The organism is Prevotella sp. P4-119 (genome assembly GCF_002251345.1).
Classification (GTDB): domain Bacteria; phylum Bacteroidota; class Bacteroidia; order Bacteroidales; family Bacteroidaceae; genus Prevotella.
On the sequence record NZ_NPJB01000045.1, the window covers coordinates 1 to 26,341 of the forward strand.

At 44.9% G+C, this 26,341-nt stretch carries 23 protein-coding genes; 13 read left to right on the forward strand and 10 right to left on the reverse strand.

Translation table 11 applies throughout. From position 1 onward, the window contains the following. The first annotated feature begins 244 nt into the window (after positions 1 to 244). From CIK89_RS04670 to CIK89_RS04690, 4 genes are all read left to right on the forward strand, one after another. The gene (locus CIK89_RS04670) at positions 245 to 661 is read left to right on the forward strand and encodes a SprT-like domain-containing protein (RefSeq protein ID WP_094390275.1); all 417 of its coding nucleotides are present in this window, start codon (positions 245 to 247) and stop codon (positions 659 to 661) included. 9 nt (positions 662 to 670) lie between these two features. Continuing rightward, a complete protein-coding gene (locus tag CIK89_RS04675) occupies positions 671 to 1,543 on the forward strand; it encodes an RNA polymerase sigma factor RpoD/SigA (protein WP_094390276.1) in 873 nt (290 codons plus the stop codon). A 17-nt stretch (positions 1,544 to 1,560) separates the two neighbouring features. After that, a complete protein-coding gene (locus CIK89_RS04680) occupies positions 1,561 to 2,301 on the forward strand; it encodes a metallophosphoesterase (RefSeq protein WP_094390277.1) in 741 nt (246 codons plus the stop codon). Between the two features lie 314 nt (positions 2,302 to 2,615). Beyond that, positions 2,616 to 3,563 carry a TIGR02452 family protein gene (locus CIK89_RS04690; protein ID WP_094390279.1) on the forward strand — a complete coding sequence of 316 codons (948 nt, stop codon included), beginning with the start codon at positions 2,616 to 2,618 and terminating at the stop codon, positions 3,561 to 3,563. A 156-nt stretch (positions 3,564 to 3,719) separates the two neighbouring features. Here the strand turns inward: CIK89_RS04690 and CIK89_RS04695 are convergent, their stop codons facing one another. Together CIK89_RS04695 and CIK89_RS04700 are read right to left on the reverse strand one after the other, a co-directional pair. Further along, the gene (locus CIK89_RS04695; protein WP_094390280.1) at positions 3,720 to 4,436 is read right to left on the reverse strand and encodes a nucleoside 2-deoxyribosyltransferase domain-containing protein; all 717 of its coding nucleotides are present in this window, start codon (positions 4,434 to 4,436) and stop codon (positions 3,720 to 3,722) included. Between the two features lie 10 nt (positions 4,437 to 4,446). Continuing rightward, positions 4,447 to 6,093: a YqiA/YcfP family alpha/beta fold hydrolase gene (locus CIK89_RS04700; protein ID WP_094390281.1), complete on the reverse strand. Its 1,647-nt coding sequence runs from the start codon at positions 6,091 to 6,093 to the stop codon at positions 4,447 to 4,449. A 136-nt stretch (positions 6,094 to 6,229) separates the two neighbouring features. Between CIK89_RS04700 and CIK89_RS04705 the strand changes: the two genes are divergently transcribed. The 3 genes from CIK89_RS04705 to CIK89_RS04715 are packed head-to-tail and all read left to right on the forward strand — an operon-like array spanning position 6,230 to position 9,002. Next, entirely contained in the window at positions 6,230 to 7,762 is a 1,533-nt protein-coding gene (locus tag CIK89_RS04705; protein ID WP_094390282.1) for a TIGR02452 family protein, read from the forward strand. 24 nt (positions 7,763 to 7,786) lie between these two features. Then, complete coding sequence (locus CIK89_RS04710; protein WP_094390283.1) at positions 7,787 to 8,386, forward strand: hypothetical protein; 600 nt, start codon at positions 7,787 to 7,789, stop codon at positions 8,384 to 8,386. 7 nt (positions 8,387 to 8,393) lie between these two features. After that, a complete protein-coding gene (locus CIK89_RS04715; protein ID WP_144007353.1) occupies positions 8,394 to 9,002 on the forward strand; it encodes an NADAR family protein in 609 nt (202 codons plus the stop codon). Here the strand turns inward: CIK89_RS04715 and CIK89_RS04720 are convergent. After that, the gene (locus CIK89_RS04720; protein ID WP_094390285.1) at positions 8,971 to 9,597 is read right to left on the reverse strand and encodes a DUF4919 domain-containing protein; all 627 of its coding nucleotides are present in this window, start codon (positions 9,595 to 9,597) and stop codon (positions 8,971 to 8,973) included. The two genes, CIK89_RS04715 and CIK89_RS04720, sit on opposite strands and share 32 nt — an antisense overlap. 128 nt (positions 9,598 to 9,725) lie before the next feature. Next, positions 9,726 to 9,920 carry a hypothetical protein gene (locus tag CIK89_RS04725; protein ID WP_094390286.1) on the reverse strand — a complete coding sequence of 65 codons (195 nt, stop codon included), beginning with the start codon at positions 9,918 to 9,920 and terminating at the stop codon, positions 9,726 to 9,728. Between the two features lie 129 nt (positions 9,921 to 10,049). Here CIK89_RS04725 and CIK89_RS13825 point away from each other — a divergent pair, with 129 nt between their 5' ends. From CIK89_RS13825 to CIK89_RS04755, 6 genes are all read left to right on the forward strand, one after another. Continuing rightward, positions 10,050 to 12,416 carry an ADP-ribosylglycohydrolase family protein gene (locus tag CIK89_RS13825; protein ID WP_254046617.1) on the forward strand — a complete coding sequence of 789 codons (2,367 nt, stop codon included), beginning with the start codon at positions 10,050 to 10,052 and terminating at the stop codon, positions 12,414 to 12,416. 66 nt (positions 12,417 to 12,482) lie between these two features. After that, positions 12,483 to 13,394, forward strand: coding sequence for a PfkB family carbohydrate kinase (locus CIK89_RS04735; protein WP_094390287.1), 912 nt, complete (start codon positions 12,483 to 12,485; stop codon positions 13,392 to 13,394). 102 nt (positions 13,395 to 13,496) lie between these two features. Beyond that, positions 13,497 to 16,169, forward strand: a complete 2,673-nt coding sequence (locus tag CIK89_RS04740; protein WP_094390288.1) for a PD-(D/E)XK nuclease family protein — start codon at positions 13,497 to 13,499, stop codon at positions 16,167 to 16,169. Positions 16,170 to 16,183: 14 nt separating this feature from the next. Next, on the forward strand, positions 16,184 to 19,327 hold the full coding sequence (locus CIK89_RS04745) for an exodeoxyribonuclease V subunit beta (protein WP_094390289.1): 3,144 nt from the start codon (positions 16,184 to 16,186) through the stop codon (positions 19,325 to 19,327). 4 nt (positions 19,328 to 19,331) lie between these two features. Beyond that, positions 19,332 to 19,754 carry a hypothetical protein gene (locus tag CIK89_RS04750; RefSeq protein ID WP_094390290.1) on the forward strand — a complete coding sequence of 141 codons (423 nt, stop codon included), beginning with the start codon at positions 19,332 to 19,334 and terminating at the stop codon, positions 19,752 to 19,754. 28 nt (positions 19,755 to 19,782) lie between these two features. Then, a complete protein-coding gene (locus CIK89_RS04755) occupies positions 19,783 to 20,277 on the forward strand; it encodes an NADAR family protein (RefSeq protein ID WP_158214971.1) in 495 nt (164 codons plus the stop codon). A gap of 308 nt (positions 20,278 to 20,585) precedes the next feature. Here CIK89_RS04755 and CIK89_RS04760 read toward each other — a convergent pair whose 3' ends face one another. The 6 genes from CIK89_RS04760 to CIK89_RS04785 all read right to left on the reverse strand — a co-directional run bounded on the left by CIK89_RS04760 (position 20,586) and on the right by CIK89_RS04785 (position 26,332). Beyond that, positions 20,586 to 22,007 carry a hypothetical protein gene (locus CIK89_RS04760; RefSeq protein WP_094390292.1) on the reverse strand — a complete coding sequence of 474 codons (1,422 nt, stop codon included), beginning with the start codon at positions 22,005 to 22,007 and terminating at the stop codon, positions 20,586 to 20,588. 408 nt (positions 22,008 to 22,415) lie between these two features. Then, positions 22,416 to 23,222: a hypothetical protein gene (locus CIK89_RS04765; protein ID WP_094390293.1), complete on the reverse strand. Its 807-nt coding sequence runs from the start codon at positions 23,220 to 23,222 to the stop codon at positions 22,416 to 22,418. 4 nt (positions 23,223 to 23,226) lie between these two features. After that, the gene (locus tag CIK89_RS04770) at positions 23,227 to 24,429 is read right to left on the reverse strand and encodes a relaxase/mobilization nuclease domain-containing protein (protein WP_094390294.1); all 1,203 of its coding nucleotides are present in this window, start codon (positions 24,427 to 24,429) and stop codon (positions 23,227 to 23,229) included. A 27-nt stretch (positions 24,430 to 24,456) separates the two neighbouring features. Then, positions 24,457 to 24,873 carry a plasmid mobilization relaxosome protein MobC gene (gene mobC, locus CIK89_RS04775; RefSeq protein ID WP_094390295.1) on the reverse strand — a complete coding sequence of 139 codons (417 nt, stop codon included), beginning with the start codon at positions 24,871 to 24,873 and terminating at the stop codon, positions 24,457 to 24,459. Positions 24,874 to 25,219: 346 nt separating this feature from the next. Then, a complete protein-coding gene (locus tag CIK89_RS04780) occupies positions 25,220 to 26,005 on the reverse strand; it encodes a hypothetical protein (RefSeq protein WP_094390296.1) in 786 nt (261 codons plus the stop codon). 21 nt (positions 26,006 to 26,026) lie between these two features. Further along, positions 26,027 to 26,332, reverse strand: coding sequence for a hypothetical protein (locus CIK89_RS04785; RefSeq protein ID WP_094390297.1), 306 nt, complete (start codon positions 26,330 to 26,332; stop codon positions 26,027 to 26,029). Positions 26,333 to 26,341 lie beyond the last annotated feature (9 nt).

Genomic DNA, 26,341 nt, shown 5'->3' on the forward strand with positions numbered 1-26,341 from the left:
AGGTTTTATCAGTATTGGAATGGTTTTATCTGGGAGTTTAATTCCCTTCGAGAGTATTTCCTCGCAGTCTTAGGTAGACTGATAGGAGCAGTTCTTGGTATAATAATACTTTTTCTCCTATGCTGCTTCTTTTACTATTATGGTGAAGGAGAGTGGCCTGATCTTGCTCCATTTTGGAAACTCATAACCTCTTTTTTTAATGTGTGAACCTAAATTGATTTGATAATGTATAATAACTTCGATTATGGTAATTGCGGAATTTAACATATTGGCAAGTTTCTATTGCTTCAATGAAGAGTATTTTGGTGGTATTCTTCCGATACCGCATCTAAAGGTTCGTCACGGATGGAGAACCTTGGGTTATTTCTATTATCAGATTGATGCTCCTTTCGGAATGTCAGAGACCATCGAAATTAGCGACTTCTATGATTATACGGAGTATGAGTTCCGCAACATACTTATCCACGAGATGATTCACTATTATCTCTATTATACAGGAGAGGACCCCAGATGCCGTCATGGAAAGGCCTTTAAGGCAATGGCAAAGCGCTTCAATAGGGAGTACGGCATGAATATCACGCCGACAATTGACACTTCCATGATGAAACCCAGTTGCAATGCATCAAAGGTTTCCAAGTTTTTTTTCAAGATTTTCAATTAACAATATTATATGAGACAACTGAAGATTAATAAAAGCATTACCCCTCGTTCTGAGCAGTCACTCGACAAATATCTTACCGAGATTAGTCGCGTCCCTCTGGTGTCTACTGAAGAAGAAGTATTACTTGCCCAAGCCATTCATGCGGGAGGCAAGAAAGGTGAGATGGCCAAAGACAAGCTTGTCAAAGCCAATCTGCGCTTTGTGGTATCTGTTGCGAAACAGTATCAGAACCAAGGTGTTTCCCTTACAGACCTGATTAGTGAAGGAAATATTGGACTTATAACAGCTGCTGATAAGTTTGATGAAACACGTGGTTTCAAGTTTATCTCCTATGCCATCTGGTGGATTCGTCAAAGCATCCTTCAGGCCATTGCAGAGTACAGTAATATGGTTCGCAGGCCCCAGAGCCAGATTGCTATCAGCAACAAGATCAAGAATGCCACGAATGAATTTATCCAAAAACAGCAACGTTACCCGTCTGCAGAGGAGCTGAGTGATATTATCTCTTTGGAAATTGACAAGATTGAAAAGGCCATTCAAGGTGAAGCTCATGTTGCCAGTATTGATGCTCCCATTTCTGAAGATGAGGGGACAACGGTAGCTGATATGATGTCATCCTCCTCAGAGTATGCAACTGACCGAAAGGTTGACCATGACTCTATGTGTAGCGACCTGATGCAAGTGTTGTGTACCGTCCTCAATGATAGGGAAAGAACTATTGTCATCCAAAGTTTTGGCATTGGATGTCAAGAGAGAGCACTCGATGATATTGGCTACGATATGGGACTTACCCGTGAGCGTGTCCGTCAGATCCGTGAGCGTGGTCTCGACAAGATGCGCAAAAGCAGCAAGTCAAGATTTCTTCTCAGGCACTTAGGTTGAATTGTTAGTATAAGATAATGAATAAGAAAATTCTGATTATTCCAGATGTTCATGGCCGTACTTTTTGGGAGTCGGCCTTGAAATCTGGTGACTACGAGAAAATTGTGTTTCTTGGAGACTACACTGATCCTTATGAAATGGAGGGTATTACGAATCGAGAGGCTCTTATGAACTTTAAATCCATTATAGCCATCAAGCAGCAGGACCCTGAAAAAGTCGTTTTGCTGTTGGGTAATCATGACCTTCATTACTATTCTGGGTATTATTATGAATTGGCCGGTGGCGTTAGGTATGATCCTATTTCTGCCGTTCCCCTTCAGCGCTTATTTACCAAGTACCATAGTTTCTTCCAATTAGCCTGGGAAACAGATTGGGGTGGTAAACACTATCTGTTTTCGCATGCCGGCATAACGCAGAGCTGGCTTAAGCGGAATATGGAACTGATCCGAAAACCGGATGCAAGGCACTTGAATCGCCTCCTTCGTTCCAATGAGGGCCTGGAATCTTTGGCACAAGTAGGTGAAATGCGTTGGGGTGATTATCCCAGTGGTAGTATGGTCTGGGCTGATGTTGAAGAGATGCTTGTATCGAACCCCATACCAGACATCTATCAGATAGTCGGGCATTCGATGCAATTTGACGGCCCAATCATAACTGATAAGTTTGCCTGTTTGGACTGTCGGGCAGCATTTTCACTTGACTATAAGGGTACGATTAGTCCCGTAACAGAACCTACATCATATGAAGATTGTTTTTAAATTCATAAGAAACTTCCTTTTGGGTTTTTTACTGACTTGGTATGCCATTGATATGTGGAAACTGTTCCATGGAGACCTACGTCCATTATGGCGAAAGGGTATTAATATAGAATGGCTCGTCAATACTAAACAGGGCGATTTTTCAGATTCTATCGATGAGGTGCAAAGAGACAGATGCACATATGTTGGTTTCAGGGTTACCTATACCTATAGTGAGCCTACAATTATAAGGAATGTTGAATAACAAATCATCTTCGTATTGTATTATTTGGTAATATCACGGAAAAAGCTTACTTTTGCAAAAAAAAAGAAGTATGACAACAGACAATTACCCCTCATGGGATGCAAAGGCATGGCTCGCAGAGTTTGAGCCATCCAAAATGGTACAGGGTGGAACTCGCCCAGTAAGAGCAAAGGTGTTCCAGTCAACTTTGGAAATAGTAAACAAAGGTGGTTATATGGCTCCTTCTGGCATCATTGTACGATTCGATAACCTTCATAATGGTAAAACACTACAAGACAATGTCTTTTGTGAAAAGGAAATCACTTTAAAAAATGTGGAGCGTAAATACACGACCAAATACAAGGTTGTCAATCAGGACTGTCTGGCCTATGCCAAATATCTTTTGGACAAAGATGGTTCCGATGACCTTTGTGTACTGAATATGGCCAGTGCTAAGAACCCAGGTGGTGGCGTGTATGGCGGTGCGGGAGCACAGGAAGAGTATCTTTTCCGTTGTTCTGATTACTTCCGTTTTCTGTTCCAATATGCAGATCCTGCAATGTTTGATTGCGAAAAAGAATATGGCATACCCCACAATCCACATCACTCTTATCCATTGAAGAGAAATTTTGGTGGTGTGTACTCTCATGGCGTAACCGTCTTTCGTGATACCGAAGCAAATGGCTATGCCTTGTTAGACTCACCGTGGCAGGTGAATTTTGTAGCAGTTGCTGCAAATAATATCAGGCGGTTTATGAATGGGAGGACAACTATTCCCGATAATTTTGTTCCCTCAACCCTCAACCTTATTCGTACCATCCTACGAATAGCATACAATAACGGACAGCGTAGGCTTGTTCTTGGAGCCTTTGGTTGTGGAGCATTTGCCAATCCGCCCAAACACATGGCTCAGTTGTTCAAGCAGGTCTTCGATGAGCCGGAATTCCAAGGGTTATTCCGTGAGATACATTTTGCCATCATTGAGGATCATAACTCTCACGGTCGGAACTATAATTCATTCAAAGAAGTATTTGGTTAATCCTAAAAGGACGGTGGAGTCTCAACGACTGCACCGTCCGCAGACATATAAAGGAAGGTTTAGTCTTTCCTATCCGATAAATCTGGACAACTCACAGATGAAAGGAGTAGTTACGACGTTCCCATAATAATGATAGTATGATATTCCGCTGAATATCTATTTTGTTATCAGTTCTATTTTTCCGTTGAGGAATGGCTTCCACTCTTCGGCTCCGAAATCACCCTCTACAAAAACAGTATCGCCAGGAGCAACGGTTTGGTTCCAGCGCTCCAACAGTGTCTCGTTGCGACTCGTACTCGGCTTAATCATCCTGCTCAGCTTGTCCATCGGCTCAAATGCCGGACCTGGCATGTGGTGTGTTTTCTCTTCCTCCTTACGTGGGCGTTCCATCCACGCCTTCAGCTCCGTCATACATCCTTCGAGTGAAGTATGGATGTTTTCTACCCCATAGTACTTTGCCATACGCCGCAGATGATGAATACCTGCCATGTCATTACCTTTCTCATTCTTGAACTCGGGATCAATACCGATGATTACCTTATGGCCACGCGCTAGGTTTTCTGCCATTTCCAGTCTTGTGGTGATAGCATAGTAACGCCAAGGCTTCATAGGACGGGCCTGAGGCGGGATCCAGAACAGAATCACGTCGCACATACGGAGTCCGAAGGTTTCCCAGTTTACCTGATAGGTGCCCGTTACAAAACGGTCAGTCTTACGGGGATTAAGGAGCGTTAAGTTCTCAATTCCCACCTGAGCAGCCACCTTGGGGGCTTGAGCCTGCCAAGATGGTGCGCCATTCATCGGACCAGCCAAGAAAGCTGTCCATTGTGTCTTCTCAACCATAGGGGTTGGACTTTTAATCACTTCTATCATATCATCCTATTTAGACTAGTTCCTTAACCAAAGGCATGAGATACTTCTCAATCTCATCATACTCCATCTTGTGACCTCCGGGGTAGGTATGGATGTGGTTGTAGTGTTCAGCAAAGATGGCCTTGCAGTACCCCCAGTCAGCATCCTTGTCACCAAAGAGCCCGTAGCAATTCTCACGGTCAAAGTCTGTGATGCCATCAAACTGGTGAGCATCGAGTCTGCAGTAGCCCTGAAGCATCTCAGGCGTAATCACATACTTCTGTATGCCGTCCTGACGGTTCACTACAAAGTAGTGGCTACCCAACTTCACGTCAGCATCCTTTGACATCTCAAGGGCCGGGTTAATACAGATACGCTTATACCCCTTCAGCATCTGGGCATAGTAGCCACCTTGGCTGCTGCCTATGATGAGGTCGGGCTTCTCCTTCTCGCACAGCTCCTTTAGCATTTGTAGACATTCTTCAGCGTCCACCGGACAGTCAGGCATCAGCAGTTGCCAATCCTCAGGCAGATACTGCAAGATTCCCATTGAGGTGCGGCTGTAGCCTGCAGAGGCAGAACCATGCAGATACATCAGTTTCTTTGTGTAGTGAGGCATTTCCAGCGTATTATCCTGCATCTTGAAGTCTTCATCCGTATGGATCAGGCCCTTACTGCCGTAGAAACCAACACTGTAAGAGGCCATTTGCTGAGCCATAGTCAGCACCTCCGCGACAGTCTGTTCCGTCATATCCTTCACTTTCAGCATACCCTTACTGCAGAGGGCAGCAATCAATGTGGAAGAAGTCCAGTCACCAGCACCCTCATAGTCCTTGTAGTCGGGATTCACGATGGGGTCGAGCTTAATCCACTGCCCCTCGCCTAACTTGAAGCGTAGCCCCTCAGCTCCCAGTGTCTGGATGAAGAGTTTGTCTTGATAGTCATCTGCAAACGATAAGTCCTCCACCAGTTCGACTGACATCTTTACCACATCACTCACTTCAATACATCTCAGGAAAGCCCTTTTGGCTGCTGTTCTCCTCTTCTCATCCTCAATCTTGTGTCCGTCAGAGTCGCCCTCGAAATATACCAATGTACCCTTCTCGCGGAGTTTTTCAGCCAGTATTCTGTGTCCAGCCTGTGCCACATCGAAGAAGAACACATCCGGCGTGAAGTCCATCGAGTCTACCAATGTCTCCACTTCCCCGTTCTGAGAAGAAAGATACTTTCTACAAGGACGTGCGGACATGCCCGTCCAGGGTTTGCCTGCAGTAGAGCCCTTATGTCCCATAGTAGGATTGCCCTGATCATCCAGTTTGTGCATACAGCGCAGGATGGTGGTACCACCCTTGAGAGTGTTATCCACAAATCTTACATCAGCTCCATAGGCCTTCATGTCACGTTTCATCTGATAACCCTGCGGAGAGACGTCCAGTTTGGCCACAGGGAAGGTCTTCACTCCCAGATAGGGGAGCATGGTCATCACATTGCCGCAGATGTTGCCAATTTCCATCGTCATAATCTTCTCCTCATACTTGTTGCGTTTACCCACAACAAAGCCGTTCGGATACTCCCGACGTGTGATAATGTCAAATGAGTAGTTGCCAGTACCCATGCAGGTCTTTCCCGTAGTCCCCTCTCTCAAAGAGTTTACTAAAGTCAAAATATCCTTATTCATAACAGATAATTAATTTCAAATGCAAAGATACGCAAAATATGTAGAAAAACCAATCATTTATACCTATAACCTATAGTATGATTGAAAATATTTCCGTATCTTTGCACATATTTATAAATGGAATAAGGAAACAAGTATGAATGATAACAGAACAGAAATCATCGAATTACTCCGCTCTACCAACCGTCCAGGCATCGAGGATGTTATTATATGGCTCGACACTGCACCCAGTTTCTTCGAAGCCTCAGGTGCCAGAATTCACCATGATAACGTGGTAGGTGGACTTGCTTCTCACTCATTAAAAGTGTACGAGCATGCAAGAGCTGATTGGGAAAGTCGTGACGATGCCTTCAAGACCAAATACCCCCTTGAGAGCATCATCATCTCTGCTTTGTTGCACGATGTCTGCAAGAAAGACGTTTATTATATTGATGCCGATGGTATTCCGCAATGGAATGAGGAGAACCATCGAAAAGGCCATGGCTTGCGCTCTGTCCGTCTACTTGAGGAACTCGGTTTGTCACTTACGCCCGATGAGCGTATGGCCATCTGGTGGCATATGGGGGCGGGAAACGAGATGTCTCAGCCGGATTATCCCCAAGAATATGCTATTGCGATGCAAGATCCTTTCTGCCAGCTCATCCACGAAGCCGATCACATGGCTGCCAAACAGTCTGATAAAGAGACTAAAGAGGCAAGATTTGAGAGTCTGAAGTGGGATGACAAGAGAACACTCTTCAGGTTGAAGAATGGAGGAGGACGTTTCATTTTCGGTGCTGTTCGCAGTGAGGTTTATAAACACAACCTGGAGATCTTCAAGGTCTGGAAGTTCGAAACCCCATCGGGTAAAATGATTGACCTGATTGGAAGCCGTCAACAGTTACTTGATGCCACCAAGGTTTATCGTGAAGCAGTCTCTGCAAGCGAAATACCCACCTGTTACGCTACCACCCATACAGGTTGTGCCAACGAAGACTGTCTGGTGGTCGCCAAACAACTTATCGATCATGGGTTAAATCCAGCCGTCCTGAATCTGGCCGATGCCTATCATGCCTGTGGTATGTATAACAGCGGTTCCGGGGCACAGGAGGAGAGCCTTTGTAGGGCTTCTACACTCTCACTGACCTTATACCAATATTATAATAAGATGTGGGCAGGGAAGGCAGGTGTTCCTCTGCGTCCCGTTAGTGCCTATCCAATGGACATCCATTTTGGTGGCATCTACTCACCCGGCGTTACCGTGTTCCGTGACAATCAAGATACTGGTTTTGCCCTTCGTGAAGAACCCTATCAGACATCCATCATCTCTTTGGCTGCGCTCAACTTCCGTTCTGGGCACAAGACCAACAATCTGGAGTATCGTGCCGATGATGGAGGCTTTACCCCGGAAGGTGAACAAGTCATGCATGACAAGATTCGAACGATATATCGTATCGCCTTGCTCAATGGCCATGACTCCCTCGTTCTGGGCGCTTTCGGATGTGGCGTGTTCCAACTTAAACCCGAACTCGTTGCCAAATACTTCAAACAGGTGCTCGATGAGGACGAGTTCCGTGGCAAGTTCCACACCATTGTCTTTGCGATGCTGGAGGGTAAGGCCACACCTCGTAAGAAGGTTGAGGAAGAGGGCGACTTTGCTCCTTTCTACCAGCAATTCGGAAGATTTTAATGTCATCAATAATCAAAAATAATTATGGAAATTTATTATCACGGCACATCAAAAAAATTCCCTGCATTTGATATGGCCCATGCTCTCGAAGGAGATGGTAAGATTAAGATGGGGGCAGGCTTCTATCTGACAACAGGCTATAAGCGTGCAGCTCACTATTCTTGTAAGAGCCCAGGTTCAACGGAGTTCTATGTATATACCGTCGAGATACCTGATCTTACACCTGAGAATCATATTGAGTTTAAAGAACCGGTCAATCCTGTTATTATCAGGCGTGCAGAAGAAAAACTTGGAGAGACTATACCTCTGGAAGAGACTACCGACGGTAAGTTCTTCCGTAAGTACATTGCCATGAAGCTCGCTGGTAAGACTGGGAATAAGAAACTGACACCAGAAGATGAGATGGCTGCAGCTGACTTTTTAATCAGTATAGGTGTTATATATAATAAAGTCCCCTTTATATGGACCAAACCCGTTGTCCATTATGATGTCATCGTCATGAAGCCAGATGTCATGCGAATCTTGAAAATTGAGCAAGTAGAACTGGCTCCTCCAAGAAAGAACGCAAAGCCCGAACTTGTTGAAGGCTCGCAAAGAGAAATCCCATTAGACAGTTTAAAATAAGATGTATATGAGTTTACACGATCAAATTAAGGAATATTATCCCCAATACAGTGATATTCAGCGCTATCCAGCTGATAAGTGTGCATGCATTCGCAAGACAACAGAAGAATGGGGAATCTTAGGCAATTTTTTTCATGCCCCTATCGTCGTTGAAGGTGTGATGATTGACTGTACAGAGCGTCTTTTTCATCTGATGAAGTTCAAGGTTGGTAGTGAAGAAGGAGTCAAGAGCGAATACGCTGTTAAGCGTGGCATGAATATCAAAATGCATATGAAGCCCATATACAAATCTCATCCCGAGTGGTTAAGAGAGGACTGGGGTTCGTTAGTGGTTGATGCCATGAGGTTCTGTCTTCAAACCAAATATGAGCAATGCGAGGCATTTCGCAACGAACTTGAGCGAAGTAAAGGCCTGTTTATCGTAGAGGACGAAACAAAACGCAATGAAAGGAAAAAGAAGGATGCCGACTCTTGGGGCACAAATCTTGTTGGTCTTGAATACGTGGGCCCAAATCTCTTAGGACGGCTCCTGATGGAACTTCGCGATAATGGGAAGTTAGAATACAAACTTCCCGATGATGTTTTTACGTTCCTTCAGTATCTGAAGACAAAGTAGTTGATTGATTAAGATACCCAACCTCGAAACGACGGCTGATATCGAAATATACCTTTTCAATACGGCCGTCGAAGTCTTCCAACTCTAGGCAATCAATACCATTTTTTACACTTTGTTTGACGAGTTGTAAAACACTGAGTCTGACAACCCGCTGAATATACTCATACTCTTGGTGAACATCTATCACGCACAACGCAGTTTCTGGCGTTTTTCCATCGCCAGTACTATCTATGGCCTCTAAGAGTAACTTCTCTTGAGATGATACGCAAAAATAAGGACTATCATCCACATCTTCCAACAAAGAATCAATATTATTAAAAGTCCTTATATATTTGCTTACATCAGGTATTTCACAATCCTCAAAGTTGGGATTCTCAATACCAATCTCTAGATTTCGTTCCTCCCAATAATCCATAGATAGTTCATCTGGGATCTTTCCATTAGCATACTCTTTTGTGAAGGTATAGCCATAGAGGAAAGCTCTCATCGTTTCAATATCAATATTCTCTGGAGCGGTCTCCATCCTTGCCTTAATGTCCTCATCATACATTTCCTTATATTCAGGGTAGTTTACTCTTTTAAAATTCGTTTTCATTTCTACTATTATTTATTTATTCTTCAGTTTGGGACAATTCCAAAAGGCCTGTTGGGTTAAGCCTGTTACTCCGCCTTGAAAATCAACTTGATTGAGATTCGTATCAGAGGCGAAAGTATCAAAACCTGTTAGTATGGATAGACGGGTCTGTCATCTGTGTTGAGTGTGAAAGACTCGATATAGACCAGGCTCCCAAATATTTCCTCTGGTTCCTCTTCTTGATTAGGCTGTTTACCAACGACCTTTTTGCTGCCAGTATATTCTCCTGTATCGTGATCAACAATACACCACTGCCCGTTTATAAACTCTAAATGTTTGTTCATATAATCTTCTTTTTGGCTGCAAAATTAGTGTTTTCTTTGATTGCCATTCTTTCGTTTATACGTATATCTCAAAAGCCTATATGAAAGGAAATTCCGAACTTTGCGCCGTGAAACAAAAATCATATTAGCATGACAGCAAAACAGACCAACAAAATTACACCCAAAGCTCGGGGCGGCAAGAAGCTCATGAGCGAGTTACTGACAGACACCCGTAAGTACATTGAACAGGCAGAACATGCAGACGTAGAGTCCCTGCGTCAGTTCCTGCTCACCAACCCGGAACGTCCCCTCATCGCGATGGGACATGGTGGCGCCCACTCCTCGGCTTCGTATGCAGCTCTGCTCTACGGAACCAACTGTAGCCTGGGCCGTGTTGTGACTCCGTATCAGGCCAACTCTTTCTCTGACGAAACCCTCCGTAACTCGAAACTCCTGCTTGTCAGCACATCGCTGAAGAATCAGGACGCCGTGTACATCGCTGACCGCATGATTCGGGTGAATCCACAACACAGTTGTGCCCTCACCATGTCCCACGACGAGAATGCCGTCATGAAGCGTATGCAGAAGACCAATCCCAACAGTGTCATCCGTCATACTGTCGAGCACTCCAACGGATTCATTAGCGTCAATGGAACCTTCGCGTACTTCTCTTTATTATATAAAGCCTTCACTGGTGATGCCGACTTCTCACGTAAGCTGGCCCTCTCGTCAGAGTCTGCCGACAATTACGCATATCGCTGCGTCGATGGAATCACGACTCCGCCAGACCTTAGCTCCATCTCGCAATTCACCGTACTGTACGGATCATACGGAGAACCCGTAGCCCACAAGATGGAGAGTAATATGACCGAAGCCGGTCTGGCCTCTTGCGTCATCTCTGACTTCCGCGACGAGTGTCACGGACGTTTCCTTGCACTCTCCAACTTCATCAGCAGTCCCAAACACCCACAGACCGACTGCGCACTGGTGCTGTTAGTCACTCCTCGCGAAGAAGCTGTATGCCGTAATCTGCTTGATCGACTGCCAGGTCATCTGCCCGTCATCATCATCCGTACTGACATCGACTCGCCATTAGGCTCCATTGACCTGCTGTACAAGATGAGCATATTCACCAGCGACTTCGGCGAGAAGTACCGTCATTCCAACCCCAACGATCCCAACAACCTGGGCGGTTTCAGTAAAGGAGCCTTCCGCGACCTCGTCAGCTTTCAGGAAGATTTTAGCTTGTACGGTCCTCTCAACTTCACAGCTGCACCTGTGCCATATACGGACAGACTTCAGCTGAAGACCAAAACCAACAGTGTCGATGTCCTCGGATATCACTTCTCCGACATTGAAGTGCCGTATTTGTTGGCAGCATTCGATGACAGTCGTGATGCGCTGAAGACGCAGCAGACCATTCTCAACCCTGAAAAGGGATATCTGAACAATCCCCAGCGTATCCGTCGTGACTTCCTCGAAGACCGTTTCCACGCGAAATGCCGAAGGGCATTGGAATTCGAGAAACCCAACTGTCTCTGGTGTGTTGAGTGGAAGAAATATCTTCAGGGAGAGCCTGCAGATATCGACATTCTTAACGATGCGTATATCAACTGGCTGGGTGGCACTCTGCACTTCACACACCGTACTGATGGTACGATATATTTCACATCTATCAAACTTGAAAAACCCACGACGTTGCCAACCCAAGGCCTCATAGGTGGTATTGTTGGAGATATTCTCGGGTCGAGATACGAGTTAGAGAAGGATAAACAGAAAGTGAAGTCACTTGCTGGCAAACCCCATCTGAAGCCTTCTGTCACCATGACGTACACTGATGACACTGTGCTCTCTCTGGCCATCGCCAAGTGGCTCGCTGATGACCCCACACATGACAAACAGACGCTTATTGACCTCTTCAAACATTTCGCTCGTCGTTACATGCCATACTCCTTCGGGAAGAACTTCCGTGCTTGGGTTCGCTCTGACAGCCGTGAACCTTATGGTGCCAATACCAACGGCAGTGCCATGCGTGTTGCTCCCGTAGCCTGGTACGCCCAGTCGCTTGACGAGTGTCTGGCTTTGGCGAAGACCACTGCAGAAGTTACTCATAACTCCGATGAGGGCATCCGTGGTGCCCAGGCCATTGCTGCTGCCATCTTCTTGAACCGAACTGGTCACTCGAAATCCGACATTAAGTCGTACATTGAGCAGATCTTCGGGTATAATCTCAACCGAACCACTGATGAGATACGCCCCTCATACGCCTTCGAGACTGCCTGTGACAAGAGCGTGCCCGAATCCATCATCTGTTTCCTCGAATCAGAATCGTTCGAAGATGCTGTCATCCATGCCATCTCCCTCGGGGGCGATACCGATACCATGGGCTGCATGGCTGGCAACATCGCTGCTGCCTCGATGGATGTTCCCGCAGAACTCGCTACCTTCGCATACGAGAAACTCCCGCTCGAACTGCGGGAGATTCTCGACAGGTGTAATTGCCAGATATACGTATAAGTTCGAAGCCTGTTAGAATATCTTTTCTTACCTTTGCCCCCAGATTATTAATTCTTTCTGTATTATATGAACAAGGTAGATGAAATGAACGGGCTGACATGCCTTGGTGCGGGCACTTTCCCGCTTGACAATCTGTTGATGAAACATTCTGATGGTAGCGTGGAGACCATCTACCAGCATGTGGGTGGTACTGCCGGTAATGTGATGTCTATCCTCGCATGGATGGGCTGGCACACACTGCCTGCCGCCCGTCTTGATGATTCAGAGGTGGGCCTGCAACTTAAGGCCGACTTGGAGAGTTACGGATGTGATACTCGTTGTCTCACCAATACTCCAGACGGTGGCACCACCATCCTCGACATCATCCACAAGACAGGACGAGACGGTAAGTCTAAGACCGCCTACATGGCTCACTCTCCCCGTGGAGGACGCTTCGTCAACCACCGCTTCTGGACGTTGAAACAGGCTCAGGCTCTCTTCGACTCGCTCGATAAGATGCCGGACATCTTTTTCTTTGACCGTTGTGCTCCAGGCAATATTCTGTTGGCAGAACTGTTCCACGAGCGTGGCGTGCTGGTGTATTATGAGCCTAATGAGCCCATTGACCGCAACTTCCTACGTGCTGTTGCTGCCAGCGACATCGTGAAGTTCTCCAACGAGAAGCATTCTGATGTCTCTTTCACAGATGAGTATACAGACAAACTCTTCATCCAGACGATGAACGAGAAGGGACTTCGTTTTAAGCTTCGCTCTGACGAGTGGATAATGGTTCTTCCTGAATACAATCCGCATTTTGTGGACGGTGAAGGTGCTGGTGACTGGACAACCTCTGCTTTCATCAACGAAATGGGACACCATCACATGCTCAGCTTCGACAAGATTCACCAGCCAAACGTCTACCATTGTCTGGAGGAGGCGCAGCGGGTGGCCTCGAAAAGTGTTTCATATATGGGTGCTAAGGGGTTAATTCATCATTAGTCCCTTACTACACCATGTCAAATATGCAGATTTTCCCCTTTTTCGTGTTGTAGTATGAATAAAAATTTGTATTTTTGCGCAAAATAACTAAATATACCGAGTATGAAGATAATATATAGTCCTTTTTACAGTGGGAGTTATTATATGGACATGCAAGCCAAACAGGTTGCGCTTGATGTTCAGGTGTTGGAAACCCAAGGTCTTCTTTCTCAACTTGCACTACATGCAGGTATTCATCAGCAGATACCTTCTTTCCCGGAAAGGCTTACCTCTTATCATAAGGCCTTGCTGGAGTATGACAGCAGTAAAAAGGATAATATTTTCCATCGAAGCATCAAGATTGACAGCATGAGTGTTGCTAAGACATTACTTCGATGGAGAGACAGTCTGGCACTATGTGGGTGGAACAAACAAATAACATTGCAGGAGTGCAGCCGTCTCAACACTCTGGCTGAGATTGATGGTTATTTCAGAGACGAAGGTGTTGCCTCTTTATTATCTAAGCTCTTAGGCCGAATCCAATTGATGGAGTCAGGCGAAGTTAAGGTTCCGCAAACCTATACAAATCTGATTATTGAGATTCCTTGCCAGCTGGATCTGCTGCCAGATTTCATTAAACCATTGTTCAAGTCTCTGCAAAACCTTGGCACGGTGATTGAAGAAAGGACAGATGATGTGAAGATTGTACCTGATACCATCACGGAGATACATTTCTCCCAGCAATGGAAAGCAGAAGCTTGGTTGACTCAACAGAAGGCAGATGCATATAATGTGTGGATTAATACAAACAACAAGCGCCTTGACAACTGGTTCCACATGTCAGGTAATCCTGTTTGCGGTAGTGAAATGATGGAAACGAACCCACAGATTACGCAGATGTTTCTGCTTGCTATTCAACTTTTCCAACGTCCATTAAACGTAAACACGCTCCTACAATACCTGTTTCTCCCTGAATGTCCTTTGGATAGACTGCTATGCAGAGAATTGGCAAGGAACATAGTGCGAGAGGGTGGTTTTTGTAATGAGAAGGTCCAGGAGTGCATCAACACCTATATTGAGAGCGAGTTTAAGACTGATGGTGACGAAACGCCTCAAGAGAGTACCAAAGAACAGCGTGAGGAGAACTATATCAAGTATCTTCCATTTGATTTGAGGAAAGATGAAAGTGCATTACCTTTAGCAGAGGAATCCGATTCCGTTAATGTAAGGGCACTGTCAAAGTTCCTGTCTTCTATTAGTTCATTCGCATCGAACAAGGCAGTAAAGATTACGGCCGTGCAACCATATGATGCCAGAATTGCGCAGTTAAGGAATGTTGCCGAGATGACAGATGCATTGTTAGATCAGATAGACGCACTGGTTGAAGGAGAACTGTCCTTCACGATGTTAAGCCAGTGGGCGCAGTCGCTTTATGAGGATGGTGACTTTACGCTCTATCATGCCCAAGTAAGCAATAGAAATGTAATTAATCGACCGTCAAATATGATTGATAAGGCAGAGAAGACTATTTGGTGTGATTTCTATGGTGACACCTCTAGTGCGCTTTCAACCGACTTCCTTTCAAATTTCGAGATGGAACAACTAGAGAAAAGCGGGGTCTTGTTCTGGAACAAGCAACATGAGAGCGATTTCATTCATTTGATGGCTGCTAGACCTATTTGCAAGACAACGGGAGAATTGACTGTTATCACATGTGAACAGCAGGGTGACACTAAGCTTCCTATGCATCCATTGTATCTCCAATTGCCATTCATCACCAAGAAAGAAGACGGAGATGCCCTTTATAACATGATGGCTTCAAGGGAGATTGAGGCTGTTGATAACCATCGCCTATCTGACAATGACGAGATTCGCTTTGATGCCGAGAAGCATCCTGTTACTTGGAGATCCGTAGAGAGCTATTCTGCATTGGAGAAGCTCTTGCAGAATCCTTTTGACTATTTCATGAACTATACTCTTCAGTTTACGGATGTCAGTGAGACTGATATCAAACTGTTCTTAACGTATGGTAATGTTGCTCATGAAGTCGTCGAGAATCTTTTCACTGCGGAAAGGGGTGGTATGCCTTTGGCTGACTTTGTCATCAGCCAATATGAACAGGCCTTCCGTAGAGCCATTGTCAGGAAAGGAGCTTTACTACTCCTGCCAGAGTATCATTTGGATATGGAGCGTCTGAAGTACAAACTTAGGGAGTGTGTCAGCAAATTGGCTACCATTATACAAGAGAATGGTCTTACAGTCATGCAGTGTGAGCAGAAGGAAGAACAGGATTTGGGCTTCAGAGACGGTATTATCCTTCAGGGATACATAGACATGCTTCTGCGCGACAAAGCAGGCAATGATGTTGTCTTCGACCTGAAATGGGTTGCCAAGAAAGACAAATTCAAAAACATCCTGATGAAAAACCGTGCCCTCCAGCTCTCTATCTATAAAGCTATGCTGATGAATCACGAAGATCATCCGCAGTCAGTGCGTACAGCATACTTTGTTATGCCGTATGGCAAGCTTTTCAGTACAGATGAGTTCTATGGCGAGAATTGTGAACTAATCACCCCGGATATTCAGGCTGATGTGATGACACAGCTACGTAATGGCTACGAGGAGAGAGTTAAGGAAATTAGTGAAGGCAGAATCGAGACCGCTGATAACAAGCCCATCCGTGAGATTGAATATGCCCAAGCTGGGAATGTGTATCCTTTAGAGGATGACGGCAAGAAGAAAGATCCTAAAAAGGCAGAGAACCTGTATTCAGATTATAAGTGTTTCACCATCTAAGACGCAAGATTATTATGACAAAGACATTCATCAGTGCTGGAGCAGGATCTGGCAAGACATACAGAATCACAACTGACGTGGCGAAGATGGTATTCGACCACAAGCTCAATCCTGAGCAGGTTATCATGACAACCTTTACCAAGGCGGCAGCTCAGGAGTTACGCGAAAAAGCCAAGAAGGAACTGGTAAATCTTGGTAAGCATCGTGAAGCCCAGCAGATGGAACATGCTCTTATCGGAACGGTTCACTCTGTGGCCAACACCTTCCTGACCAAGTATTGGTATTTGTTGGGCATCATGCCAGATGCTGCAGCTATGGAAGAGAATGAGCTCCAGTTATATCGTGACCATTCGCTACGTGGATTGCTTGAGCAAAAAGACCGTACTTTCCTGTTCAAGTATGCAGAGAAGTATAATGTCATTTATGATTCAAAAGAGCGTAAATCCGGCATCAATTATGAGTTTTGGAAGGCAGACCTCTGCAAAGTCCTCGACTTCATGCAGTGGTACGGCATCAACGAAGAGCAGTTGAGCAACAGTCTAAAAATCACAGAGAGTTTTATCACTTGCCTTGATGAGCCAAAGGATGACACCTCTTTGATGGAGTATGCCAAGGCCGTCATCATGGAACTTGAAGATGTACTGAGTGCCATGAGGCAGGGAGCGAAAGTGAAAGCAGAACAGGAACGAATCAGTTACTACAAGAATCGCAACCTTACAGCTGATGAGTTATCCGACTTAGAATCCATTGCGAAGGGACGTTGCAAGGATTCAGAAAACACAAGGCGCTTCTCTGAGAGTCTGGCTGGAGCAACCATCTTTACAGCAGAATCAGCCAAGCATCAAAGAGAATATGCCTCGCTGATATTCCGTCTGGCCAGTCGCTGGCAGAAAGAGTATCGTCAATACAAGGATGAGCATCACCTAATAGACTTCAATGATATGGAAATGATGTTCTTGCACTTGCTTGACATTAAGGAAGTGCAGCAGGACATCACATCTCGCTATACTCATCTCTTTGTCGACGAGTTCCAAGATTCCAATCCCATGCAGGTTCGTATTTTCCAAAAGCTTTCCAGTCTGCTCAACACCTGTTATGTAGGCGACAAGAAACAAGCCATTTATGGTTTCCGCGGTTCCGACACAGAACTGACTGCAGCTGTCGCAGACAGCATTAATAACACGGAACACCTGAAACACTCTTATCGTTCTGTGGAGCCGCTTGTCAGCTTCTCAAATACCATTTTCTCTCAGGTATTCAGCCAGATGACAGACGAAGAAGTCAAACTTTCCATGCCTGAGAAAAACGGGAATTACACTCCAGTCGAGAATCCGCTTCGTCTGTGGCCCAATACGGGGGACAAAGCACTGGCTCTCCAGATTCAGCAACTGATTCTGCGAGAGAAAATCGATCCCAAGGATATTGCCGTACTTGCTCGTGCTAATGCAGACCTGGACCGATTGGCAGATGAATTACGAGCATTGAAGGTACCTGTATGTCGTGAGTCTAATGATATTAAGGAGTCACGTTCGGGTCGTTTAATGAAAGCCCTTCTAACGCTGGTCAACACCCCGTCCAATCAGTTGGCTCGTGCCGAAGTTGCTTATCTCACAGAGCCTGGTTATCATGTTACCAAGATTATTGAAGACCGTCTTGACTATCTTGCTGAGGAAGATAATACCCCTTCTGGCTATCTGAAAGATCTTCCCATCATAAGCCGTCTTACCCAGCTTCGTAGTTTCCGTTCCAATGAGAACGAAGAGTTTTCCACCAATCTCCTTGGCTATCAGAGCATAAGCTCATTAGTCGAGAGTCTTGTCATAGAGTTAGACCTTTATTCTTTGGTTCAAAGCTGGGAGAATGCCCAAGCAGAAGAAACAAATCTTCAGGTATTGATAGACTTGGCACGAAAATATGAGGACTATGCCACCAAACTGGCACAACCCGCAACAGTCGCTGGATTCATCGAATTCTTCACAGGCCAGAAGCAGGATGGTGCCGCGAATGAAGATGGCGTTCGTCTTTACACCTATCACAAATCCAAGGGTTTGGAATGGAAAGTTGTTATCATGTTGTCACTTGATAATGATGCCTCAGATGCCACCAAGATTGCCACACGTAGTATGCTTGGCTGTCATCATCACCGTGAGCAACTGCCCACGGCAGAAAATCCGAATCCACCCATGACCATTTCGTTGGTTCGCAACATCTATGGCAGTTCTGATGCAGCTAAAGCGGCAGTTACATCCAGACTTCAGCAGCATCCACTTTGGGAAACCGTTTCTGAGCACGAGATTGGTGAAAACGCAAGACTGTTGTATGTCGGAGTGACTCGTGCCCGTGAAATCCTGATTCTCGCCCCCAAAGAGAAGGATGGTGCTGTCAGCCTTAGTTGGTTCCGTTCTGTTGGAGTTAATAATATCAACCAACTGCTTGATGGAAATGAATATCAGGACTTCTTGGGAATCGGCATGCCGTTACATGTTGAGCGTACTGACATGGACAACCAATTAGATTGGCCAGAACAGTCAATGAACCGAGTCCATAATGTAGCAGCAAGCTTTTCGCCACTCGATGATATGCTATTTGTTTCTCCCTCTAAAGCGGGAGATTCTCCACATGACATCGTGCCCATCAATGACAAGGAGAGCAGAATGCAAGTGCGTAACAAACCGAGTGAAGAAGCACTTATGGGTGATTTTATCCATCAGGTGTTTTGCTGTTGTGACGATGGAATAGACATAGATCAGATAGTCAAGCTACGCAACAGTTATGGCTTTACGGACAAGAATGTGCCTGAGCCTAACCGGCTTTTGGATTCGTGGAAATATCTTGTTGACACACTCGAAGCACGTTATGGCAAGGCCATTAAGCGTCATCACGAGAAGCCTTTCCGCCATCTGGATGACGGCGGCCACATCGTCAGTGGCTACATTGACCTCATATGGGAAACGGAAGATGCCTACGTCGTAGTGGACTATAAGACCTGTCCAGGAAACTATAGTCTCGTATTCAACCCTGTCAGCGAGCATTATGCAGGTCGTCATGGAGACCAACTCGATTGTTACCAAAGAGCACTCGAAGCCGAAGGCAAGAAAAAGGTCAAGGCTCGCATCATCTTTTACCCCATTACCCGATTTGTAGTTGAAGTAAAGTAGAATAATGAATATCAAAGTAATAAATAACATGAGTAGTGAACGTATAATTTTCAAATTTAAGCCTAGTATAGATATTGAAAACGAATATGCATCAAGTGAGCAATTTATAAGTGCATACTTTGAAGGTATCCGTATGTTACTGGGTGAGAACAGATTAAGTTTTGATGTGAACAACCCGGAAGATGCGCTATCTGTATCATATAATGGGGAGTATTGGCAAGTAACGAGTTTATATTCTTCTGGAGACGCCTGGGGTAATACCGTAGAGTTAACTATTAACAAAATGGATGAAGAACAAAAGTTAAGCGTATCAACTGATATGATTGGTGATGAGGATGCATGGAAACTATTGAAAGTTGTTTTTGAAAAAACCGGCTACGAAGACTATAAAGATGTCTACGACTTCTACGGGTATGAACTATCTTAAAAAAAGGTATGGACAAAAGGATACGAATATGAGAGTAACAGATAAACATGTATGTTTTTGGAACGAGTGGCCAAGTAACTGGCATCCGGCAGAGTTCGATCTTGAAGTAAATGGCACATTATGTCATTTCTACAACACCGAACAGTATTTTATGTATATGAAGGCCATTATCTTTGGAGATGAAGAGATTGCTAATCAGATCCTGCAGGATGGCAGCCCAAAGAAGGTAAAGGCATTTGGCCGCAAGGTTCAAAATTTCGACGAGAAGATATGGGAGGAGAAGCGTTATCAGATCATGCTCGATGCCAACATAGCGAAGTTTGGTCAGAATGAGGATTTGAAGCAGCTCCTTCTTTCTCCTGAATATGAAGGACATGGTTTTGTAGAAGCCTCTCCATACGATAAAGTTTGGGGCGTCCGCATGTATGAGAGCAACCCGGATATTGATGACGAGACCAAATGGAGGGGACTTAATCTCCTTGGCAAAGTACTTGATGAAACCCGCAAAGTACTGAAGAAATAGGAATCCCGTAGATTTATTAAGGATGAAGTGATAATATAACGACCAATAATGATAGCAATAATAAACCGGAGGGTTAAGAGAATAGAGAAGCACCTTGATATCAAAATTGTATATCAGGGAGAGAAGAACCAACTGAGTTAGACTATGGTCACCACCTATATGGTTGTATAAGAGTAACAAACGAAAACCACAATCCGATTCAGACCTCCATTCTGCATTACCAGAACTTCATCTTCCCTATGGGGTTCGGAAGCTATTCGATGTATTGGTGTTCTACGACATCTTATACATTCTCCGGCATTTCAAATTTACATTGATTGATAGTTTTGTAATCCTTTCCATCTCAGCATGTACGAATACTGATAAAGTGCTGTTGCGATTGGTTGGAGATAATACCCCTTAAAGTGTCCATTGCAATTGACACCAGAGTTAACAATCCGATCCAAGACCTCTCGTGTCATACCTCGGAAACTGATTTGGAAATCGTTTTTCTCGACCTTCATGTTGACAAGTATCGCGGGAAGCGCACTGACAGAGATAATAGCGTTGGGATTATGCTCTTCTGCCAGTTTGAGTAGACATTTGAAGATCTGCTGTTTGGCCTGAAACATACGGTTTACCTGTTTCATTGAGAAATTGATGCTGTGATTACAATGGTTGACATGTGCATTGACCATATTAGCAGCACAGAGGAAATGGAATATGTCAGCATGTGATTTCGGCTCATCTCCAAGCACATTAAGTGCATCCTCAAGGAGTGTCCTTGTTATCTTCTGATACCAAGGTAGTCCTTGCTTGACGTTGGTGCTTTTCTTTTTCCTCTTCTCTTTGAGTGCTTTCTTTTGCTCTTTCATGTGGGAGCCGTAGAGTGGGGGATTGGTGGCCACACGCTCAATTCTATCAAAATGCCAGTCGAGGTGTTCATTGTATAGCAAGCTGACAAGAGTAAGCATACGCTTTTCTATGAGTCTTCTCTCCATAGTTTCCATCGGTAAACTCATCATCCAGGCTCTGGCAGACAATATGCGTGTACACCCAGAATCGTAGCCAATGGTATTGCCATCCTTCTCAAAGTCTTGATTGAAGAAGTATATAATGGTCAGACTCTTGCAGCATCCATCCAGCCTGTGAGCTATTTCCATAGCCTCCCGCTTACTGAAAGCATACATCAACCATTCGTTACGATTGGCATCTGCAGCAAGAACTGAGATGGCACCATCCTCTTTCGTTTTGACGCTTACTAACAGTTGCAGATCCGGCCGATGTAACTCCAAAAGCCTCAGAAGGATGTATCGTGCCAACAGATTGTTGATGTATGCAGAACGATTAGTATATAGGCCTGCATAATCATCTCTCTCAAACATGTCAATTATCTGTTGGAAATAGTCTTCATGGTCGGAATAGATGGTCTTGATATTCTGATGATTCATAACGACTTTAAACTTGTTATACCCCATCAGCAAATTCGTCCATTTGTCTTTTAGCGAAACGACAGTCAGCGAGGCGTCATAAACATCATGACCAATACAGTTGTAGTCGTATGCTATTTCATAGTGGTAAGTATTTTCTCCAACAACTACTTCTCCTGACCGAGGCTGTTTGTCGTTCACCATACCAATAGCTTCAAATATGTCAAATGGAACCAAACTTCGCTCCAGCTTTTCCATCATGGTTTTGCGTTTTGCATGTCCACTTAACCACTCATCATAATTATAAACGTATTTATCCATATCATTTCGTTTTGCCTTTCAGGAGTGTATGGCTCCCTCAAAATTATACATTGTGAACGCTTTGGAGAAGAAAAACGTTCCTGTCCATAACCAGATAATCGACGGAGTGGTTTGGATTCTTTGGTGTCTATTTTATAAGAACAATCGGTGCAACAATTGCATAGACTCAGCCCTACCTGCATTTCTGCTCGGCTCCCGGTGTAAGCCTGGGATATGAAAGGGTTTTCTTGTGGCTCCACCAGCCGCGTGCGGCTTGGCTGTACGATTTCCTCTGCACATATATGGAACCTGCATATTGCCATTTGCACCATGCTCCTTCGAAGTACGACTATGCTACGGCAACCGATTGTATAAAAAAAGGCTCATCACCCAACACGGATGGTGTGCCTTTGCTTTAATGGATATGAGTTACTTGACAGCTTCCTTTCTGTCCTTGTTCAACTTCTCCACAATCTCCTGAGGGCTCTTCTTCTTTTGGACAACAGAATCAAGAGAGATTATAACATCACGATATTTCGGGTCGGACATCAGAACTGGCTTGATGATGCCATATTCAATGACATGAGATTCCAAATCATCGTATTCTACGCACTTGACAATAGCGAACAAAATTGCACAGAAACACGATACGTAACTTGCATATTTCCACAGGGTTGAAGTCATGTCTTCATAGACTTTCCGTATTCTGACCTTCCATTTTGAAGAACTTCCTGAAGGAGGTGTTGATTCTGAGCTTGACGATGGCGTGTCATTCGTCTTTGCTTTCACCTTCTCATCGGCAAACTCCTCGGCTTTAGAAACCAGTCGCTTACAGACTTCATCAAAGATAACGTCCTGATTGTCTATGTGTAACTGCTTACAAGAGTAAGGGTCGATTTCAACCTTGTGCTGTACACGAGGCATGGCTTTCTGGATGAACGCTGCCATCGAAGTAACCAAATCCTCCTTGCGTATGAGTTCTGAGAAGGATAATGGCTGAATCTGATTCTCTGACGAAGGAAGAGGCATTGCAGAAGGCTGCCTACCATTAGTCATAGACTTGGCAAAGGATGGAGTTGACGTCTCTGTTATTGTCAGAACACCTCTGTCATCAACTGAGTAAGTCAACCCAAGCACCTCTGCCATTGCTTCCAACAATACCAGTTCCTGATTGTGCTGCTGGAAATTCTTATTCCACTGAGCAGCCTCGACATTTGTTTTATCTGTTTTTGCCATAAGCTTATCGTCTTGGTTTATATCCTATCTTCGGTTTAGATGCGGTAACTTGGTGATTATTCAGGAAACGGTACTTGTACTTTTCCTTATCGTCATCATCAAGGTCACGCCAGCCTTTATCGTTTCCTCCGCCACCTCCACCAGAGCCGACAGCCATTTGAGGACTGTAAGGTTGGAGCAACACTGTGAGCAACAGATCAAGTGCTATGTAACTGAACTTGCCATCATCCGAAGGTGTATGGAACTCCTCGGTGTTGAACTTCTGAAGATCAACAGAACTCAGCAATGATGGTATCGAGGGATAGTTGAACTTGGGTAGTTTGTTGCTAGGGAATGAGGTTTCCCAATCTGGGTATTTCTTCTCGCAACGATACCACGCATCCAGATAGTTGATGTCATACAGACGTTCACGATAGTTGTTGTAGAATTGTTCCACGCTGTTGTGCGTCTGCTGATAGTAGTCACCAAACTTTTCTGTGAGTTTAGGGAGCGTAAGCGACCTGTCTAACTGGCTACCTGAGAATGACAACTTGCCATCAGAGAATGAGATTCCCATCACCTTACCAGTGGCATTGTTGTATCGGAACTTCATCGCAATACCTTCGGCTTTCAACTTGTCATTGAACTCCTCCCAGTTCTTGGCTTCATCCTTACACTTGACCACTTTGTCATAGATGGCATACTTGGCTTTGTCCTTACCTCGAAGGCGGTCTCTGTTGACCGACTCCTTACCAGAAGAGATATAGAAACCATACTTTTTTGTGAGGTACAGACAAGCCTTTCTGCTGCGCTCTCGTTCATTACTGTCATCAATGACCTCGCCTTTGCGATTCACTCTGGAGAACATGAAATGAAGGTGTGGATGCTTCTTGTCATGATGGCGAGTTGCAAAGTATTCTGTGTCCTCGATGCCCATTAACTTCATGTACTCCCTCATGACTTTCAGCATAAGTTCGTCTGTCAGACGTGTGCCATCCCTTGCGTGCCATGAAAGAGAGATGTGCTTCAGCGGATCCCTCAGTTGATGGTCACCTCGAAGCGAATAAGCCTCGAATAACCGGGCAACAGTTCTGAAGTCCTCTGTGTCTGTGAGTAGAATGCCATCACTGGCACATAGAATCTTCGCTTTCTTGTCCGGCTCGTCTCGTCCCAGGGCGTAGGCTACCATATCTGCGAAGTCTGCGCCACTTGTTATGTTAGCAACCATTGTTGTTCGTTTTGTTAGTTATTTCTGTTAGTCCTCATCAGGATTCTTGTAAATGATAGTTGGACGCATCAAGTCACCACCTCTGACCATTCGGGCTATAACTTCCTTGATGGATAGAAGCACGTCTTTAGCCAGTTGCTCCAAGCCGAAAATTCCTGCTGCATTTGCCTTGTGTGCAATCTGATTTACGTTACCACCCATCTTAGCAAGGTCACCCACCATGTCAATCTGGTCTTCACGCATGTGAGCTTGAACGACTTTTACAAGAGGTGCATCATGCAGGTAGTGCTGAACAGTCTGGTTTGCCTGCTGTGCTTGATAGACAAGAGTATTGTGATCAATTTCGTTGTACCCTACATGGTAGTGATATGAATGCTTTTCCTCTGCTGAAAGGCGAGGTCTTCCTCCCTTTCGTTTCTCATCTGGATTCTTTATCTTACCCATAGATGTCTTATCTAATGATGTATAATTGTCACGCTCGATAGGTGGAACATTCCACAAACCTATAGCAGAAACTGCAATACAATAAAGGCTTTCATCTGTGTTGTACTATCTATAAAAGCTGTGACGTAAGTTCTAAACTCTCTGATAAGAGGGAGATAGTATTTTTCCAAGCAAGTTCAGGAATGGTTAATTACCAGACCTATCAGGCAGTGCTACAGCGCGTTGCCTCTAAGGGAGAAGTCACCAGGGGTGGCTCGACCGGAGTTTTGGGTACGTTTATGGTACCAAAAACACAAACTTGCTACGGAAAAATACGTCTCTTTTCTCTGAATAGCGTTTCAACGGCTTAAATCGTGCCTTTTTCATCTTCGATGTCGTCGAAGAGGTTCCGCTGATAGCCAGCATTCTGTCTTGAGTGCTCTGTCACGCAAGGCGATGGTGTGCTATCATTAGAAGGGGCATGTTCAAACTTCTGTTTGTCGCCAGACTCTATAGTTCCAGTATCAGACGGTGGCCCCTGCTTTGGACTTCCTTCTGTGTCCGCATCCTGATTCGGACTCTGAGGAAGTTCGGGAGAAGGTGCTGCCGCTTTTATCTCAGAAGCCACATCTGTGTCCATGCCTTGGCTTGGTCTCTGATTGGCTTCAGGTACTGTTGCCGTAGGCAGGTTATCTGTTGTTCCGTCCGTAGGTGGCTCAGCGTTCTGCACCTGTTCATCAGATTGAGGATCGGGTGGCAGATTGCTGAAGTCTGGATAACAGATGTCACCATCGTTGGTCTGGCACTTATCCACCGACAGCATATCAGAGATTGATGCCAGTCGAGAAGTGTGAAGACGGATGATGCCAAGGTCATCCATGGTGGAGAGAATCCTGACCATGGACTTTCGACCAAGCTTCCAACGCTCGCTCATAGAGTGTGCGGAGGACTCTGCCTGACCAGTCAAAAGAGGTACAATGTTGCCTCTCTTGCTAAAAGAGGTGTCCACTATAGCCATATTGTCCAACAGGTCATTGTAGATGGCGAAATGTGATACTCCTGCTGTTGTACCAGCAAGGAAGTTTCGAGCCTCTGGAGTCAGTGTAATAGTGACTGTACAAGAGGGGAATGAAGTGTTATTTTTGTTTGCCATAGAAGTGAACTCTAAAAATGGTTAATGGAATCTTGCTCTCACAATTGTGTTGGGTGGATAGTCCTTTACAATCTCGTCCATGCGAGCAACAAGTTTGTTGTACTCTGCCTCAGTAAGTTGATTTACACAAAATGATTTGAGTTTGTCTGCAAACTTCTGACGCATACCGATCATCCATGGAATCTTTGACTCTTCAACATATTCGGGAAGAATATAGCGAAACCAGCCCTGAACATAGCGTTCCATCGTAAGAGAGCCTTCGCCTGTCTTAGCCCAGAAAACGCTACATTCAACTGTGTCATCATGTAATCTCTGTAGGTCTATCATACCAGTTCG